The following is an 18,498-nucleotide window of genomic DNA, read 5'->3' on the forward strand; positions in this document are numbered from 1 at the left end:
GCTTTGGCTTCCGTTTGATTAGCGAATGTTAATGTGGTTCGCCAACCCCCTCCTCTCGGAGGAGGGAAGAATTTGTTAATAAAAAATTAGATTGTTAAAACTTTTTCGCCACGTGCGATACCAGACACACCTGAACGTACAACTTCAAGAATGGTATTCTCTGCCAAAGCATCAATAAAACCATCAATTTTCTCAGTTGTACCCGCGATTTGAATCGTGTAAGTCGTTGGTGTTACATCCACGATTTGTCCGCGGAAGATATCTGCTGTGCGTTTAATTTCAGCACGCGCAGAACCCAAAGCTTTTACTTTGATTAACATCAATTCACGTTCAATGTGTGAACCTTCAGAAAGGTCAACCACTTTAACCACTTCAACAAGTTTGTTGAGTTGTTTTGTGATTTGCTCAATCTTGTGATCATCACCATAAGTCGTCAATGTCAAACGAGACATTGTTGGGTCTTCTGTTGGCGCAACGTTCAAAGTTTCAATGTTATAACCACGTTGTGAGAACAAACCCACTAAACGTGAAAGCGCGCCAGATTCGTTCTCAATGAGAACAGAGATGATATGTCTCATGCTGTGCGCTCCCCTTTAGATAACCACATATCTGTCATAGATTGACCCGCGATTAACATCGGATAAACATGCTCAGTACGGTCAACCATCACGTTGATGAATACACATTTATCATTAATCGCCATTGCTTCTGCAAGCTTCGATTCAAGCTCATCCGCATGATCAATTTGAATACCTACATGTCCGTAAGCTTCCATCAACTTCGCAAAGTCAGGCAATGACTCAACATATGAACTTGAGTGACGACCTTCATAATTCATATCTTGCCATTGTTTCACCATACCTAAAGCACGGTTGTTTAAGCACAAGATTTTAACATTTAGGCCATATTGCTTACATGTTGAGAGCTCTTGGATACACATCTGAATGGATGCTTCACCTGTAATACAAACAACTTGTTGGTCAGGGAATGCAAGCTTAGCCGCCATCGCATATGGAAGACCAACACCCATCGTGCCTAAGCCACCTGAGTTAATCCATTGACGTGGACGTGTGTATTTGTAATACAACGCACCAAACATCTGATGTTGACCAACGTCAGAAGTGATGATTGCTTGGCTGTTCGTTACTTTATCTAAAGCTTGAACAACTTGTTGAGGTTTCATCGTACCGTCAGTTGGTTTTTCATATTTCAAACCATGAACCTGACGCCACTCATTGATTTGTTTCCACCAATCCGCAATAGCTTCAGGGTTCGGCTTAGAAATATTCAGCTGTTTTAATTGCGCTAACATTTCTTGAAGAACTGGCTCTACCGCACCCACGATTGGGATATGCGCCATGATTGTTTTTGAAATCGTCGCAGGATCGATATCAATGTGAATCACTTTCGCATTTGGACAGAATTTTGCAGGATTATTGGTTACACGGTCATCGAAACGCGCACCAACACATAGAATCACATCAGCGTGACCCATGGTCATGTTCGCTTCATATGTCCCATGCATACCCAACATACCAATAAATTGAGGATCATTACCAGGGAATGCACCTAGCCCCATCAATGTGTTGGTTACTGGATAACCCAATAGATGTGCTAATTCAGTCAATAAATGTGATGCATTGCCTTGAACAACACCACCGCCCGTATAAATAATAGGACGTTTAGCATTGATCAATTCATCAATAGCTTTGCGGATCTGACCAGTATGACCACGATGTGGCGGCTGGTAAGAGCGCATTTTTACTTTTTCAGGATATTCGTATGCAAATTTTTCAGCAGGGTTTGTTGCATCTTTTGGAATATCAACAACCACAGGACCTGGACGACCTGATGACGCGATATAGAAAGCTTTTTTAATAACCGCTGGAATTTCACTCGCATGACGCACTTGGAAACTGTGTTTCACGATTGGACGAGAAATACCAACCATATCCGTTTCTTGGAATGCATCTTCACCAATCAAATGGCTTGCAACCTGACCAGACAAAATCACCATTGGGATTGAGTCCATGTAAGCTGTCGCGATTGGTGTCACAGTGTTAGTCGCACCTGGACCCGAGGTCACCAGTACAACACCTGTCTTACCTGTTACGCGCGAGTATGCATCTGCCATATGACCAGCAGCTTGCTCATGACGCACGAGGTAATGATTAATTTTGTCTTGTTTGAATAGCGCGTCGTAAATGTGTAAAACTGCGCCGCCTGGATATCCAAAAACATGTTCAACGCCTTCGTCCGCCAATGCGCGAACAAGCATTTCACCACCAGATAAAAGTTCCAACGTATTCACCCTAATCTTATTTCCACGACGTTTATGGGAGACATAAGTCGTGTTTCATTCATTCGTTTGTATGCACTGTTATAGCACACATATTTCATCGTTTTTGCTGCAATAATAAAATTTTTCGATCGCAACCGTTTGAGTTGCGACTGCATATTCAACATGTTGGGATAAACATATTTCTGCTATTTCATTGTCTCGGCTTAGAGACAACGTTATTGCAAGCTATGATATTTATTCGAAGGGTGATCGAACAAAACATATAAAACTAGAGCAGCATTTTTAGTTTTTTCACGACCAAAGTCAAGGTTTGCCGAAACCTTTTTATTGTTTATTTACCAACCGATTATTTTTCAAACGATAACTTTTGGTTGGGTGATTTATAAAAAAAATTTCAAACACTTATTTTTAATATTTATATAAAACAATTTATACGCAAAATGATTTTTTTGATTAAAATAAAACCAATTAATCTTCATCAGTATCCAGCAAAATGCTGCGATATAAACATGTAAAAGAACTCATTCCCCTCTTATTTCTTTATAGGTGAAGTCATGAATTCACTAGCATCATCTTTAAAACTTTCTTGTTTAGCATCCACGGTCGTTTTAGTTTCTATTTGTTCATCTATGGTGCAGGCAAAAGAATATTACAAATGGGTCGATCAAAATGGCTCAACCCACTACACCACTACCCCGCCACCAAAATCAGCAAAAAAGAAAGGGAAAGTTGAAACATATGGTTGGAAAGCACCAACAACATCTGTCAATACAAATACAAACCCGAGCGAAGCTCCTCAAACCTCACAGACTCAAACGATACCAACGCAACAGCAAACAAACGGTGCTTCAAATACTGAGTCACAAAACACAAATGCTGCTCCATTAAGCGAAACTCAAGTTTCAAATGAGTGAATTTGTCTTTTTGATCTTAATTTAAGTTTTGCATCCATTTTCAGTCTGTAAAATTCACTTTTAGGTGCGTTTTGCGCTATGCTGTGCGCTAAATTTTTTAACCGTTCTCTTGTATTACGTATATGACTACTCACATTGACTCTGAATACCAAGCCAGTGCGATTGAGCCCCAAGTTCAACAGAACTGGGAATCTCGCAAAGCCTTTAAAGTTGCCGACACTGTAGAAGGTCCACGTCGATATATCCTCTCGATGTTCCCTTACCCAAGTGGCAAACTGCATATGGGTCATGTACGTAACTACACGATTGGTGACGTGATCAGCCGCTTCCACCGTTTAAAAGGTGAAACTGTATTACAACCAATGGGTTGGGATGCGTTTGGTTTACCTGCTGAAAATGCTGCGATTGCACACCAAGTTGCACCGGCAAAATGGACCTTTGAAAATATCGATTACATGCGTAATCAGCTTAAAAAATTAGGTCTTGCGGTGGATTGGGATCGTGAATTTGCAACGTGTACACCAGAATATTATCGCTGGGAACAATGGTTATTCGTTCAGCTTTATAAAAAAGGCTTAATCTACCGTAAGCTTTCAACGGTAAATTGGGACCCTGTAGACCAAACTGTACTTGCAAATGAACAAGTAGAAAATGGTCGTGGTTGGCGTTCAGGTGCCTTGGTTGAAAAACGTGATATTCCAATGTACTACTTCCGCATCACTGACTATGCGCAAGAATTACTTGACGATTTAGACACACTCAAAGACGGTTGGCCACAACAAGTCCTTACGATGCAACGTAACTGGATTGGTCGCTCACAGGGTATGGAAATTACCTTCCCTTCAGCAAATCCTGAAATTTATGCAGATGGCTTAACAGTCTTTACCACGCGTGCCGATACCTTAATGGGCGTGACGTATGTTGCTGTTGCAGCAGAACACCCTATGGCGCTTAAAGCTGCTGAAACTAACCCTGAATTGGCTGCATTTATTGAAGAATGCCGTATGGGTTCTGTGGCAGAAGCAGATCTTGCCACTGCTGAGAAGAAAGGCATGGCAACAGGTCTTTCTGTAAAACACCCTGTCACAGGTGAAGAAGTTCCTGTTTGGATCGCAAACTATGTATTGATGTCTTACGGTTCAGGTGCGGTGATGGCGGTTCCATCACACGATGAACGTGACTTCGAATTTGCCAATAAGTATGGCTTAACTATTAAGCAAGTCATTGATGCCAAAGGCGCTGATGATGCTGAATTCTCTGCGACAGAATGGCAAGAATGGTACGGCTCAAAAGAAGGTAAATTGGTCAATTCAGGCGAATTTGACGGTTTAGACTTCCAAGGTGCATTTGATGCATTCTTAGCAAAATTAGAACCACAAGGTCTTGCGAATGTAAAAGTTCAATTCCGTCTACGTGACTGGGGTGTATCTCGTCAGCGCTATTGGGGTTGTCCAATTCCAATGATTAACTGTCCATCATGTGGTCAAGTGCCAGTGCCTGAAGATCAACTTCCAGTGGTTCTTCCAACTGACGTGGTTCCAGATGGTTCAGGTAACCCACTGAACAAAATGCCTGAGTTCTATGAAACATCTTGCCCAAGCTGTGGTGGCGATGCTCGTCGTGAAACAGATACGCTAGATACTTTCGTAGAATCTTCTTGGTACTACGCACGTTATGCATCTCCAGACTTTACTGGCGGCATGGTGGATCCTGCTGCAGGTCAAACATGGTTACCTGTAAACCAATACATCGGTGGTGTTGAACACGCGATTCTACATTTACTTTATGCACGCTTCTTCCACAAATTGATGCGTGATGAAGGTGTAGTGCAAGGCAACGAACCATTCACCAACTTGTTAACACAAGGTATGGTACTTGCTGATACCTATTACCGCGAATCTGAATCAGGTAAGAAAACATGGTTCAACCCTGCTGACATCGAACTTGAGCGTGATGAAAAAGGTCGTATCACATCTGCAAAATACAAAGGTGATGGTCAAGACGTTATCGTTGGCGGTCAAGAAAAAATGTCGAAATCGAAAAATAACGGTATCGACCCACAATCTATTATTGACCAATACGGCGCAGATACGGCACGTGTATTTATGATGTTTGCTGCTCCACCAGATCAATCTTTAGAATGGTCTGATGCAGGTGTAGAAGGTGCTAACCGTTTCTTAAAACGTGTATGGCGCTTGGCAACTGGTTTCCTTGAACAAGGTAATACTGCATCAGCGATTGATAAAGCTGCGCTTTCAACTGCGGCTCAAGACTTACGTCGTAAGACTCACGAAACCATCCAAAAAGTGGGTGATGACATCGAACGTCGTCATGCATTTAACACTGCAATTGCAGCGATGATGGAACTTCTGAATGCAAACAATAAGTTTGAAGCGAAAGATGACAACGATGTTGCTGTTGCACGTGAATCTATTACAACGCTTTTAACTTTACTTGCTCCATTTGCACCGCATTTAAGTGAAACGTTATTGGCGCAGTTTGGTATCGAGTTAAATGCAACATTATTCCCTCAAGTGGATGAATCTGCATTAACACGTAATACACAAACCATTGTGGTTCAAGTGAACGGTAAGCTTCGTGGCAAACTTGAAGTGTCTGTAGATGCATCGAAAGATGACATTCTGGCGCAAGCAAAAGCATTGCCTGAAGTACAACAATTCTTAACAGGTCCAACCAAGAAAGAAATCGTTGTTCCGAATAAATTAGTGAATTTGGTGGTTTAAGAACCTTAAAGCCTCCCTGAGTAAGATATAAAGCACAGCTTTAGATCAAAGCGCAAGAAAGGGAGGTTTGGAGGGATTTAATTTCCATTGCTTCTCACCTCTTTTAAAAAGAGGGGAATATAAGGATTTCACAATTCCCAAACAAAGCCCGTTGCCAGTCAACGGGCTTTGCACATACAATCAGAATATTCAAAATTTATCCTGAGTCTCAGGAAATACACAGAGGATCTACAATGCATTTGAGCAAACGTTTAGCTATTGCTGTTCTAACTTTAGGCTTAAGCGCAACTATGGTCGGCTGTGGATTTCATCTAAAAGGGACCAATCCAACTTCAACGCCACTGGCTTATACAAAGCTTGAATTAGCACTCCCTGCCAATACTTCTGATTTAGAGCGTAAACTCAGTGTTTATCTCACTGCTGCAGGTGTGCAACTAAGTAACTCTAACGATGCATATGTATTGCGTATCATTGACTATAAGCCAATTCGCCATGAGCTCAACGGCAAACTCATTGAAGTTCTACTCAGACTTTCTGTGACTTTCCAAATCGAAGATCGTCAAGGTAACTTGGTGACAAAACCTCGAACTTTAACTGCGACACGTACATATCAATATAATGTTGCAACCGTGAACACAGATGATCAACAAAATAAATATCTCAGTGAAATCTTAATTGATGATGTCGCTCAACAGATCTCTCGTCAAATTGCTGCAAACCGTCTGCCAAAAGCAGAAGCAAATGTACTGTTACCTGTGCAACAAACTTTTGAACCTACTGCCTCTGAAAATCCGTAACTCAGAATGAAGTTAGATTATCTACAAGCATTAAAACGTGTAAACGAAGCACGTGGTGCATGGGTATTACATGGTCAAGAACCTTTACTTGAGCAAAATCTTTTAGATGCTTTCCGTCAAAGTTGGATCATCAATCACGTGGAAAGAGAACGCTATGACATCCAAAGCGTTGCTGATTGGAAAAATGTATTTAATGCACTCAACAGTCTTTCTCTTTTTTCACAAAATCTCGCAGTAGAGGTCCATGGCAACATTAAGCCAGATGCCAATGCGTTAAAGTTACTCAAGCATTATATCCAGCATAATGAACACAACTTGTTGTTGATCATTATGCCTAAGCAAGATAGCAGTAGCTTAAAGTCGGCGTTTTTTCAAACGATTGAAGCCAATGGCATCTTGGTTCCTCTTACAGCAACTTATGCGCAAGATCGTCAGCGTATACTCAGCATAGAAGCTGATAAAATTGGGATTCAACTGAGCCAAGATGCATGGCAATGGCTCGAAGTCCACCACGAACATAATTTATTGGCTGCTAAAAACAGCTTAATGCGTCTGGCAGACACGTTCCCCGATGTACAGCATCTTGAAATGCAACATTTGCTCGAATGCTTACAAGATCAATCACGCTATACCACTTTTGACTTAAGCGATGCATTAATTTCAGGCAACCTAAGTCAAGCGATCAAAATATACCAATATTTAGTCGAAGCTGGCGAACCACACAGTTTAGTATTATGGACGGTAAGCAAAGAAATGCGCTTACTGATGCAACTTTTTGAGCAACCACAAAATGCATTACAACTCGGCATCTGGAAAACCAAAGTCAGTCTTTATCAACAAGCCTTGAGACGTCTTAATCCCAAGCAATTTCTCACATGGCCACAATTGCTATTAAGAATCGATGCTGCCATCAAAGGCAAAAATAATGAAAATCCAGAACACCTCATGCAACAAGCCATTGCTGAATTATGTGGAAAAACCTTGTTTGCTTAGTTAACGAGCAAGGTCTATTTATAACTATAAAAATGATTATTGATTTTATTTAAGAAAAATACACTTTTTATCCTTATTTCATCATTATAATTCGCTTAATTTCCGTCATTTTTCAATATCGCCATGCAAAAAATAAAACCAACGAAATTGATTATCATCGCGATCATTACGATTGCAGCTATCGCTTTAGCTTGGTATTTCTTTAAACCTAAAGATGAGCAACCTCAGTTGATTACCGCTGAAGTGACACGTGGTGATATTGAAAACTCTGTCCTTGCAACAGGTGTATTAGAAGCGACCAAAATGGTTAGCGTTGGTGCACAGGTTTCAGGTCAGGTGAAAAAAATGTATGTGCAATTGGGCGACCAAGTCAAACAAGGTCAACTGATTGCTCAAATCGACTCCGTTCGTCAGGAAAATGATCTAAAAACAGCTGAAGCCAGCATTAAAAATCAGTTGGCTCAATTGGCAGTCAAACAAGCAAATCTGACTAAAGTTGAGGCGGAATATAATCGCCAAAAAGCCATGTATGCCCAAGATGCAACTTCTCGTGCCGAATATGAGTCCGCATTAGCAAGTTATAAAACTGCTCAAGCCGATATCGTCGCGATGAATGCTCAAATCGAGCAATCTCGTTTATCACTGGCGACGACCAAAGAAGATTTAGGCTATACCCGTATCGTTGCTCCGATGGATGGCACAATTGTGGCAATTGTGACTGAAGAAGGTCAAACAGTGAACGCGAATCAAAGCGCGCCAACCATCGTGAAATTAGCAAAACTTGACACCATGACGGTTAAGGCTGAAATTTCTGAAGCAGATGTTATGCGTGTTGAGGAAGGTCAAACTGTTTATTTCACTACTTTAGGTAATAGCGAGAAAAAGCATTACGCAACACTGCGTCAAGTTGAACCTGCACCTAACTCAATTAATACAGAAACCAACAACTCAAATTCATCTTCATCAAGTACAGCTGTGTATTACAACGCTCTATTCGATGTTCCTAATGAAGATGGGAAATTGCGTATTGATATGACTGCACAAGTTTATATCGTGTTAGATGAAGTAAAGAATGCACTGACTATTCCATCTTCTGCTGTTCAAAGCTCTAATCGTCCTGCTCGCCAGCGTGGTGCAAATGCGGGTTCAAATGCCCAAGAACGCAATGAACAAGCTCGTGGTGAAGGGCGTGCCGAACGTTCATCAGCTGATCGTCCTAAGCGTTTAGAATTAACCGCTGAGGAAAAGGCATTAGTCGATCAAGGTAAAGCTTCCATGGCTATGGTACGCGTACTTCAAGCAGATGGCACAGCCAAACCGACCCCTGTTCTTATCGGTCTAAATAACCGTGCAACAGCGCAAGTTTTACGCGGTTTAAAATTAGGCGATAAGGTGGTGATCGCTGATGGCTCTGACTCATCAAATGACTCAGCTAAACGTGGCGCACGTGGTGGCGCTGGTCCAATGAGAATGTAATTATGAGTCAGACCAGAACACCTCTACTCGAGGTCAAAAACCTGACCCGTGAATTCCCTGCTGGTGAATCTACTGTGCAAATTCTAAAAGGGGTAAATCTTGAGATTTATCCTGGAGAATTGGTTGCCATTGTAGGTCAATCAGGCTCAGGAAAATCAACACTGATGAACATCTTAGGATGTTTAGATAAACCGACCAATGGTAGCTACAAGGTTAAGGGCCGCGAAACACGTGAGCTAGAACCTGATGAACTTGCTCAATTACGCCGTGAATATTTCGGATTCATCTTCCAGCGCTACCATTTACTTGGTGACTTAAATGCAGCTGGTAACGTCGAAGTCCCTGCGATCTATGCCGGTGCTGATGCTTCTGAACGCCATGATCGTGCAGTTCAGCTTTTGTCCGATTTAGGTCTAGGTGAAAAAACCCAAAACCGCCCGAGCCAACTTTCGGGCGGTCAGCAACAGCGTGTTTCGATTGCTCGCGCGTTGATGAATGGCGGTGATGTTATTCTCGCCGATGAGCCTACAGGTGCATTAGATAAAAAAAGCGGTATTGAAGTGATGCGTATTTTACGCGAACTGAATGCCAAAGGTCATACCATCATTCTCGTTACTCATGATCACAATGTTGCCAAAAATGCGACTCGTATTATTGAGATTTCAGACGGTAATATTATTTCAGATGAACCCAATGTTCCTGAGATTGATGATGGCTTTGAACGTGAAGAATTGATTCGTGCTGAGCAAAAGAAAACATCGTCTTGGCGTTCAGCTTTAGACCGTTTAGGTGAAGCTTTCCGCATGGCACTTCTGGCCATGAATGCTCATCGAATGCGTACTTTTTTGACCATGCTCGGAATCATTATCGGGATCGCATCTGTCGTTTCGGTTGTCGCACTTGGTAATGGATCACAAAAACAAATTTTAGAAAATATTAGTAGTTTGGGCACCAATACCATTACGGTCTACCAAGGACGTGGTTTTGGTGATAACTCCCGATCTTCTCAGGCCAAGACCTTAATCCCTGCTGATGCTGATGCGTTAGCGGAACAGCCTTACGTCGATGGAGTCAGTCCTTCAGTCAATAGTTCTGTCACGGGAAGATATAAAGATGTAGAGGCATCCACGACAGTCAATGGCGTGAGTGAAGACTTTTTCTATGTGCGTGGTTTAACGTTTAAATCAGGTCAACCATTTGACAAACATAGTGTTACTGAACAAGCCCAAGATGTTGTGATTGATACCAATACCCAAAAGACATTCTTTAGCGATGGTACGGATCCTATTGGTCAAGTAATTCTATTGGGCAGTGTACCTAGTCGTATTATTGGTATCGTAGATGCTCAACAAGGTGCAATGGGTAATTCAGATAGTCTTAATGTCTATCTCCCTTACTCAACCGTCATGAGTCGAATGCTTGGACAGTCGAATGTGAGAAGCATCATCGTTCGTGTAAAAGATGAATATTCAAGTACAGCTGCTGAAAATGCAATCTTGAATTTACTCGTTCAACGCCACGGGGCGCAAGATGTGTTCACTCAAAATGCGGACAGTATTCGTGAAACCATCCAGCAAACTACCGCTACAATGACTTTACTCATTTCTGCGATTGCTGTGATTTCTTTAGTCGTTGGTGGTATCGGTGTCATGAACATTATGTTGGTGTCTGTCACTGAACGAACGCAAGAAATTGGTGTGCGAATGGCCGTGGGTGCTCGACAAAGCGATATTTTGCAACAATTCCTGATTGAAGCCGTATTAGTGTGTATTTTAGGCGGTATCCTTGGGGTGTTATTATCACTGGGAATTGGTCAGCTGATTACACACTTTGCTGGTGGCACGTTCCAAATGGCGTATTCAACCACATCAATAATAGCTGCATTTGTTTGTTCAAGTTTAATCGGGATCGTATTCGGTTTTATCCCAGCACGAAATGCTGCTCGTTTAAATCCTGTCGATGCACTGTCAAGAGAATAATAAGGTATAACTATGCGTAATCAACTTCATAAACTGTTCATGACCTTAGCATTAACAGGCTCTTTAGTCGGCTGTGCGGCTGTAGTGAAAACGCCTTATCAAGCTCCTGCAGTCAATATTCCACAGGGCTTTCAAAACAGCCAACAACTCAGCCAAAATATCCACCAACAGGCTTTTCATGATCAATGGTGGACATTATTTGGTGATGCACAACTCAATCAATTGGTTGAACAAGTGATTGCACGAAATACCGATTTAGCTGTTGCAGGGATTAATTTGCAACAAGCACGCCTTCAAGCCAAGCAATCTGAAAGTCAGCAAGGTGTGCGTATTGGCAATGCAGGTGCATCGGTCGGTCATCGTTTTAGTTTAGATGGTGATGGTGATTCTTCAAATGGTATTTCACTGAACTATCCCGGCTTAAGCTATGAGCTAGACTTGTTCGGTAAATTGGCCAATGAAACTGAAGCATCTCGATGGGAAGCGCTTGCGACTGAGCAAGATTTACAAGCCACTGCACAAAGCCTGATTGCGACAACTGCACAATTGTATTGGCAATTGGGATATCTCAATGAACGCCTATCTGTGGCTCAACAAAATTTGGCGAGTACGCAGAAAACTTATGAATTAGTGCAAACTCAATATCGAGCTGGGGCAGTATCAGGTCTTGACTTAACCTCAGCTGAACAAGCGGTTCAAAGTCAAAAAGCTACGTTAAGCCAGATCGAACAGCAAAAAGTTGAAACTCGAACTGCTCTTGCGGTATTGCTCAATCAACCTGTGCAACAGTTGAATATCTCGGAGCCACAGCGCTTACCACACTCTGCCCTACCGCAAATTCAATCGGGCTTACCAGCTGAGCTTTTATCGCGCCGTCCTGATTTGCAAGCAGCCGAGTTACGTTTACGCAAAGCACTTGCCAATAAAGATGCGAATAAAGCAAGTTATTACCCTTCGATTAATTTAACGGGTAGTATAACTACTGGAGGCTCAAGCACTTCGCTGAGTAATGTGCTGTCTAATCCTGCTGCAATATTGGGTGCGGGTCTTACACTACCCTTCTTGCAATGGAATGACATGAAACGTGATTTACGTGTGAACGAATTGGATTATGAAAAATCAATTATTCAATACCGTCATACCTTATACAAAGCTTTTGCCGATGTTGAAAATGCACTATCTGCACGTAATGAAATAGACAAACAAGTCGCACTGCAAGAACGTAATGTTCAGCTTGCTGAGAAAACAGAACAACTCACGCAAGTGCGTTATAAGAATGGTGCGATTGCGCTGAAGAATTTGATCGATGCCCAGCGTACTACTCGTGAAGCGCGCTTAAGTTTGGTTCAAGCCAAACAAACTCAGTACAATGCTTATGTGACATTACTGCAAGCATTGGGTGGAAGTCCGATTCAGCAATTGCCTTGAATAAAAAAAGCCCAAAAGGGCTTTTTTTAACTGATCTATTTTCAATTTAACTTTCAGAAAATATACTAAAAGCGCAGTAAATTTCACTCCATAATATTACAAAACCAAACTTTATCCATTAAAGTCATTTTATTATGATGATGCTTATAACTTATTTAATTTGCCGAATAATAAAATGATGAAACAAAATTTAGTTGCTCTTTTATGTTCTACTCTTGCTCTAACTGCTTGTGCAAAGACAACCACTGAACCTACTAAAGAAGCATTAAATAAACCAAGCCAAGCCACTTCTCAAGATCCTAACTTACAAAAGAAAATCAATGAGCTTTTAGAAAAAACTAAACGAGAACTTATTTTAGTAAAAGGTGGAAGTTTTATGATGGGCGACTTTGGTCCTCAACATAGTCAAGATGGGCTTCCCTACGATGGGGATGGAGATGCAACACCATTACACAAAGTGACCTTATCAGATTATAAGTTGAGTGCGACTAAAGCAACTTATGCTGATTTTGATATATATACTGCTGCAACAAATCAACAACCCATTGGTGTTTTTAATGAAATATCAAAAAAAGATAGAATTCCTTCGGTTGCAGCAGGTGTAAATTGGCAACAAGCACGTGACTATTGTCAGTGGTTAGGAAAACAACTTAATTTAAAAATGGATTTACCAACAGAGGCTCAGTGGGAATATGCAGCTCGTAATCGTGGTCAGATGATTATATATCCGACCAATAATGGAAAATTAGAAAATGGTAAAAACATTTGGAGTTTTGACCAAAGAAACCTAACTAAGAAAAAATATAAAACTCGAAGAGTTGTCCCCGAATTAAAACAATTTCCACCTACACAAATGGGATTTTACGACATGATTACCGATAATTATGAGTGGATGCTTGATTGGTATGATCCTCAATATTACAGTAAATCACCTGAGCATAATCCGCAAGGTCCCAAAACAGGCACTAAAAAAGTAGTCCGAAGTACTTTCCCAGATGATGGACAGAATATTACAATGTCAGGAGGGCTTACGATTAGTCGTCACGCCATCCACCCTGTAGCGGATCCAGAATTAACTAAAGATTTAAAGGAATTAATAGATAAAAGATCTGTTGATGTAAATAAAAATAATTCTGTCCGTTGTGCTGCAAACTTATAAATTTGAAAAAGAGTATAACTTAAACGTTATACTCTTGATCCTCAAATGGGTTTGATTCCACCAAACTATATGGATCTTCAAATGGTGCTAATGTTCCAATATTACTCGCCATAAACACTTGCTGACCTAGATCATTTTCATAATCTTGCATTTCTTCAAAAGTTTTAAACCTATAATCATCTTGATTACGGACTAACATATAATTGCGATGATTCTGGATTTTTTTTACCCCTTTTCTATATTCTATATACTTTTTGAGCCATTTGTTTAAGTCTCCACCATACTCTATCCCCTGATTGATACAATGCATAATAGTCTTAGCTCTTTCATCATTAACTTTTTGATTTTCTAATTTATCGTAGTTCAAGAAGCGAACTAAATCACCTTCTACTTTCCCCAATTGGGATTCTGTTAATTTTAAGCCTTCAGGATGTATATGTTGGATTGTATTCTTCCATTCAGCTTCAGTAATACAAGTCGCCAATATATTAATTATTGCTGTTTTACGTTCTGGGAAAAAATCGACTTCTACACTTTTCAGTGATAAGCCGATCCTAATATCTAAAATAGGAGCTGTACGATCAGTCCAATGTGATACTGCATACAACAAGATCCCTTTTGTTTCGGGTGTAGCATAGAGTAATTCACGCCGCCCTGTGTTCGAGTTAACTCTACGTGCTGTTTGTAGACGACCTTGATCTACATCTAATTGATCAATCCAATCAAGATATTTCTCTGAGAGAACTCTAACATTTTTTGTTAATTTATGATCATCACCTATGCAATACGCTAATGCCTGTGAAAGCATCATAAAACTGGCTGAATTAACAAATGCTAAAGTTTTAAAACCAGCATAACCAAGCTGCGATTTTAAAAAACCAGCAAAATTCATTAATTGATCTGTTCCGACGTCAAATGCCGCCGTACCTTTAGCACCTACCCCCCAACATAGATGAGCAGCAACTAAAATCCTAAACGTATTACTAGCAGCTGAATAACCGATTTGAAACTGCCCCTCAGCTCCTACACCTGCACTTACCCCACCACCAACAGATGCTACCGCAATAGTGACAAATTGGGGCTTTGACTCGCCATCTATACCAGGATCGAACCATTCAATGCCCCCCTTTAAAGCTCCACTGACATTCACACCAGCAAAAGCTTTAATTTCTGCATGCGCTGTATTTTTGTTTTCTTTAGTTTCTTGCATCAATTCTACATCACCCTCACCTGCTTTAAAGGAAGGTCGATTTTGCCTGTTCATCATATTTGCAATTGATCTTTGTGGTTCACGAGCTACGGCAGTGATAACTTGCGTTGTTCCCTGATGCGTAATATCAATAGATAAATTACCTGCTATACCAAGATTGGCTCCTGAAAAACCAGAAACCTCACAACCAATTAAAAACCTTATTTCACCTAGCGAATAGTTTTCATACTCAATATTCCATCCAGACTCACTTGGATAAAATTTTCTCCACTCCTTTTTACCTTCAAATATGGTCCATTTTGCTGAAGCATCACCACTAGCATTCAACTTTACACCTTGAGAGGAAACGCTTAACTCTGCCTCACCTTTACCACCTGCAACAAGACGCATCCACTGTGCCTGCTGACTTACATCTATACCATTACTATTTCTATACTGCTCAGAAATCTCTCTACCAAGCCCGCCAATTAGGTTATAGATAGCTTTTTCATCACTGCCAATTTCTCCTTTTGCATTTAATAATTTAGAGCTAATCACATCAAAACTTTTTTGAATATTATTCGGATTTTCTACACCATTCTGATTTGCTGCATTTGAAATTTCGACTCTTAACTCTTCATTTAAACGCGAATTTTTTAATTTGTTATAATTTGCTGGTTTTAAATATCTTCGTAATAGATTAGTTTTTGTTTTTCCATTCTCAACAACTTGCTCAGCAATCAAAACTTCCTCTAAGTCATTTCTGGCTTGAAATTCTCTATTAATTTTATCTATCGCCTCTTTTTGATCAATATTCAACCTCCCCTCCATTTCACGAATTTGATCAATATCGCGTTCTTGTATAGCACGCCGTAAATTAGCATTTGACTGATGTACTTTTTCAACCGCCTTTGCTAGAGTTGATGTTTTCTTATCAAACTCCTGATAAAGTGATGGTGGTAAAATAAGCACTTCATTAGTATGTGGATTAATTATGATTGGTGGCTTTTTTAATGACGAAAGAGAGGCTTTATTTGTTGCATTTGGATAGGTTGTACTTTTCGAAGCAGGAAAAATAATTTGATAAATTACCTGTGGATCAACACAAGTAATTGTATTATATTTTTGAGAATCATGTTCTTTATCCCCAATAAAATATTTTAAATATACTCTTCTGTATGTATTAGCAAGTTGAGTAAACCCTTTAGCATCGGCAGGACTAGGCTTAAGGTTCAGGATTGGTTTATCTTGCCCAACACCAAATATTTGATATTTGATGTTTGCCACAGGTTTATTATTTGATAGCACAAATTGAAACATTGCATAGTTTTTAAATTTGAGCCTATTAGTTTTTTTAATAACAATAGTATTATTTTTTTTGTAATCAGTATAAGAAATAGGTTCCAAAATTTTTTGATATAGATTTGGCTTATTACTTTTATCTAGTGTCGGAAACCCGGATGTATTACCTCCTAAACCTCCAAAAAAAGTTGAACCTTTATTATTTTTTTGTGCTGCTTTTTTTATATTTTCAATTGCTTGAGCATTTGCTTTTTGCTGTAGTTTATATTGACTTTCAGTAGGAAATTTTAAATTATCATCCAAACTCTTTTCATTAATTTGAATTATAGAGCTTCCTTCAGCTAAAATAGGTTTAATTGTTTTTTTTGTAGCAAAAATTGAACTAAAACCTTCTACAAAAATATGAATATTTCCATTTTTGGTAATATTTATTGGTTTTGTTTTACCGTTTTTATCAGTTTTATCTTTATATGTTTCTTTTGTACCATCCTTTGATATAAAAACTAAAGTATAAGAAACATTATCTAGTGCTTCATTTCTTTGATTATAAAAATAAATTACATGTTCTAATATTGTATATTTACTCATCTTTAAGCTTCTTCTTGATTTTGAATAACTCTATATTTAGATCCATTCTTATCTGAAATATGAATATAAATTTGCTCCGGACCCTGTGTTTCATAACGCTTTGTGAGACCCTGGGAGTTCGTTTTACCCTTTTCTTGTGTCCCATCTGCTCTAAAAACTATGTAATCAACATTTTTACCTGGATTACCTTGATCATCTACAATTTCAAACGTCAAATAGCATGGTGATGTATTTAATTTCAATTTTGGAACAATTACCTTTTCACCACCAATAAACTTATGCTGCCCCGCCTTCGCTTCAAACTTCCCGCCAGTGGTTGGTAATATCCCAGAACTATTTAGTTTCACTTGAGAGCCGCCTGCAGTTAGATTAATTTCATTCGGACTGGTGATATAAATCGTATCTTCCGTGGAAATAATCTGCACACCCTTTCTTGCAATCAGGTCAGCACCATCCCCTTGAGCTTGAATCTCGATCTTGCCTTTGCCTGCATACAGTCGTGCCCCTTCTTGCGCGGCAAATAAGCTGATTTTTTTGCTGGCATGTCCGATGATACTGTCTTGGGTGCTGGTGTTGATGCTTCCTTGTGCAATTTGGTTGATCTGCCCATCTGCACTGAGGTGGATGTCTTCGTTACTTTCTATGGCAATTGAACTTGGTGAAGCCAAGAGCATGATCGCTTGTTTGAAAGCCGCGGCTTTGCTTTGGTCTTCGCTCTCTAAGTTTTTGAGATAGCCCTGTAGGTTTTCGAGTAAGCTGAGTGGATCAGTTTGTTGATTCTTTGCCACTTCACTGAGAGCTTTGGCGTTGTTTAAGCTACTTTCGAGTTGTTGTTTGGCTTCGCTTGCATCGAGATGGTTTGCTTTGGCTTGTTCTTGTTTGTAGGTGGAGATGAGTATGCCTTCGCCTGCTCGTACTGCACCCCATTGGTCGGTTCTGAGTTCGAAACCTTCACCACGTCCTTCACTTTCTGCGGTTGCTTTGGGATGACTGAGATTCCCTAGGTTGAGTTGGCTCGCCCCGTGGGTGTTTTGCAGTTGGGTGGAGATTTGTCCTGTGGTGTCATCAAAGCGGAGTTGTCCATAGCCTTCGCCTTGGACTTCTTTACTTTTAATCCCTGCGAGTTTTTTGGTGTCCGGCAGTTGGCCTTGACTGTCGAATCGAGTTGGGCTGCGTTGGGCTTCATGTAGGCGGCCCACCACAAAGGGACGGTCGATGTTGCCGTCAAAGAAGTCGATAACTACGATTTCATTGATTCGAGGAAGGAAGCGTGCGCCATAGCCTTCGCCTGCCCATGGGGTCAGTACATCAACCCAAGCTGAATCGGTGTCGTTGTTGTTACTGCCTGCACCACCATCAAATTGGTGGTCTTCTGCTCGGGTAAACAGGAAGCGTACTTTGATACGTCCCCATTCATCGACATGGATTTCTTCTCCTGCAGGCCCCACCACTTTGGCGCGTTGCGGATGGGTGCTAGGTCGATGTTGTAGTGGGTTGTATTCGGGTACGGTTTTGATGTTGCGTCGTTGTAGGATAAGTTCGCTGGCTTGGCGTTCTTGGTCCTTGTGGGTTGCTTGGTTGGTGTTTGTCTTGTGTTTTGGCGTCCATTGGCTGCGTTGTAGCAGTT

The 18,498-nt window shown here is 40.5% G+C and carries 12 protein-coding genes; 8 read left to right on the plus strand and 4 right to left on the minus strand.

Going from position 1 to position 18,498, the window contains the following annotated elements:
* Window positions 1–86: 86 nt before the first annotated feature.
* Window positions 87–578 (minus strand): acetolactate synthase small subunit, encoded by a 492-nt coding sequence (ilvN, locus tag AC1M83_RS10055; RefSeq protein ID WP_035265631.1) that lies wholly within the window; start codon window positions 576–578, stop codon window positions 87–89.
* Window positions 575–2,302 carry an acetolactate synthase 3 large subunit gene (locus tag AC1M83_RS10060; RefSeq protein WP_035265632.1) on the minus strand — a complete coding sequence of 576 codons (1,728 nt, stop codon included), beginning with the start codon at window positions 2,300–2,302 and terminating at the stop codon, window positions 575–577. The genes ilvN and AC1M83_RS10060 overlap by 4 nt, the downstream gene beginning before the upstream one ends.
* A 554-nt stretch (window positions 2,303–2,856) precedes the next feature.
* Between AC1M83_RS10060 and AC1M83_RS10065 the strand changes: the two genes are divergently transcribed.
* From AC1M83_RS10065 to AC1M83_RS10100, 8 genes are all read left to right on the plus strand, one after another.
* Window positions 2,857–3,216 (plus strand): DUF4124 domain-containing protein, encoded by a 360-nt coding sequence (locus AC1M83_RS10065; RefSeq protein WP_481590572.1) that lies wholly within the window; start codon window positions 2,857–2,859, stop codon window positions 3,214–3,216.
* A gap of 122 nt (window positions 3,217–3,338) precedes the next feature.
* The gene (gene leuS / locus AC1M83_RS10070; RefSeq protein WP_481590573.1) at window positions 3,339–5,960 is read left to right on the plus strand and encodes a leucine--tRNA ligase; all 2,622 of its coding nucleotides are present in this window, start codon (window positions 3,339–3,341) and stop codon (window positions 5,958–5,960) included.
* Window positions 5,961–6,193: 233 nt separating this feature from the next.
* Window positions 6,194–6,757, plus strand: coding sequence for an LPS-assembly lipoprotein LptE (locus AC1M83_RS10075; protein ID WP_035270158.1), 564 nt, complete (start codon window positions 6,194–6,196; stop codon window positions 6,755–6,757).
* A gap of 6 nt (window positions 6,758–6,763) precedes the next feature.
* Window positions 6,764–7,750, plus strand: a complete 987-nt coding sequence (holA, locus tag AC1M83_RS10080; protein ID WP_481590574.1) for a DNA polymerase III subunit delta — start codon at window positions 6,764–6,766, stop codon at window positions 7,748–7,750.
* Between the two features lie 123 nt (window positions 7,751–7,873).
* The gene (locus AC1M83_RS10085; RefSeq protein WP_481589269.1) at window positions 7,874–9,226 is read left to right on the plus strand and encodes a MacA family efflux pump subunit; all 1,353 of its coding nucleotides are present in this window, start codon (window positions 7,874–7,876) and stop codon (window positions 9,224–9,226) included.
* A gap of 2 nt (window positions 9,227–9,228) precedes the next feature.
* Entirely contained in the window at window positions 9,229–11,205 is a 1,977-nt protein-coding gene (locus tag AC1M83_RS10090) for a MacB family efflux pump subunit (protein WP_092767651.1), read from the plus strand.
* A gap of 12 nt (window positions 11,206–11,217) precedes the next feature.
* The gene (locus AC1M83_RS10095) at window positions 11,218–12,633 is read left to right on the plus strand and encodes an efflux transporter outer membrane subunit (protein WP_481590575.1); all 1,416 of its coding nucleotides are present in this window, start codon (window positions 11,218–11,220) and stop codon (window positions 12,631–12,633) included.
* A gap of 178 nt (window positions 12,634–12,811) precedes the next feature.
* A complete protein-coding gene (locus tag AC1M83_RS10100; protein ID WP_481590580.1) occupies window positions 12,812–13,792 on the plus strand; it encodes a formylglycine-generating enzyme family protein in 981 nt (326 codons plus the stop codon).
* Window positions 13,793–13,811: 19 nt separating this feature from the next.
* Here AC1M83_RS10100 and AC1M83_RS10105 read toward each other — a convergent pair whose 3' ends face one another.
* Both AC1M83_RS10105 and AC1M83_RS10110 read right to left on the minus strand, forming a co-directional pair.
* Entirely contained in the window at window positions 13,812–16,871 is a 3,060-nt protein-coding gene (locus tag AC1M83_RS10105; protein WP_481590576.1) for a hypothetical protein, read from the minus strand.
* A gap of 2 nt (window positions 16,872–16,873) precedes the next feature.
* Window positions 16,874–18,498: DUF2345 domain-containing protein (locus AC1M83_RS10110; RefSeq protein WP_481590577.1), on the minus strand; the 1,625-nt coding region annotated here is incomplete at its 5' end.

Source organism: Acinetobacter sp. 25-47-130, from assembly GCF_056779705.1.

Bases quoted from the DNA above. Each gene is read 5' to 3' on its own strand.
- ilvN (WP_035265631.1), bottom strand. From the start codon at position 578: ATGAGACATATCATCTCTGTTCTCATTGAGAACGAATCTGGCGCGCTT.
- AC1M83_RS10065 (WP_481590572.1), top strand. From the start codon at position 2,857: ATGAATTCACTAGCATCATCTTTAAAACTTTCTTGTTTAGCATCCACG.
- leuS (WP_481590573.1), top strand. From the start codon at position 3,339: ATGACTACTCACATTGACTCTGAATACCAAGCCAGTGCGATTGAGCCC.
- AC1M83_RS10075 (WP_035270158.1), top strand. From the start codon at position 6,194: ATGCATTTGAGCAAACGTTTAGCTATTGCTGTTCTAACTTTAGGCTTA.
- holA (WP_481590574.1), top strand. From the start codon at position 6,764: ATGAAGTTAGATTATCTACAAGCATTAAAACGTGTAAACGAAGCACGT.
- AC1M83_RS10085 (WP_481589269.1), top strand. From the start codon at position 7,874: ATGCAAAAAATAAAACCAACGAAATTGATTATCATCGCGATCATTACG.
- AC1M83_RS10090 (WP_092767651.1), top strand. From the start codon at position 9,229: ATGAGTCAGACCAGAACACCTCTACTCGAGGTCAAAAACCTGACCCGT.
- AC1M83_RS10095 (WP_481590575.1), top strand. From the start codon at position 11,218: ATGCGTAATCAACTTCATAAACTGTTCATGACCTTAGCATTAACAGGC.
- AC1M83_RS10100 (WP_481590580.1), top strand. From the start codon at position 12,812: ATGAAACAAAATTTAGTTGCTCTTTTATGTTCTACTCTTGCTCTAACT.
- AC1M83_RS10105 (WP_481590576.1), bottom strand. From the start codon at position 16,871: ATGAGTAAATATACAATATTAGAACATGTAATTTATTTTTATAATCAA.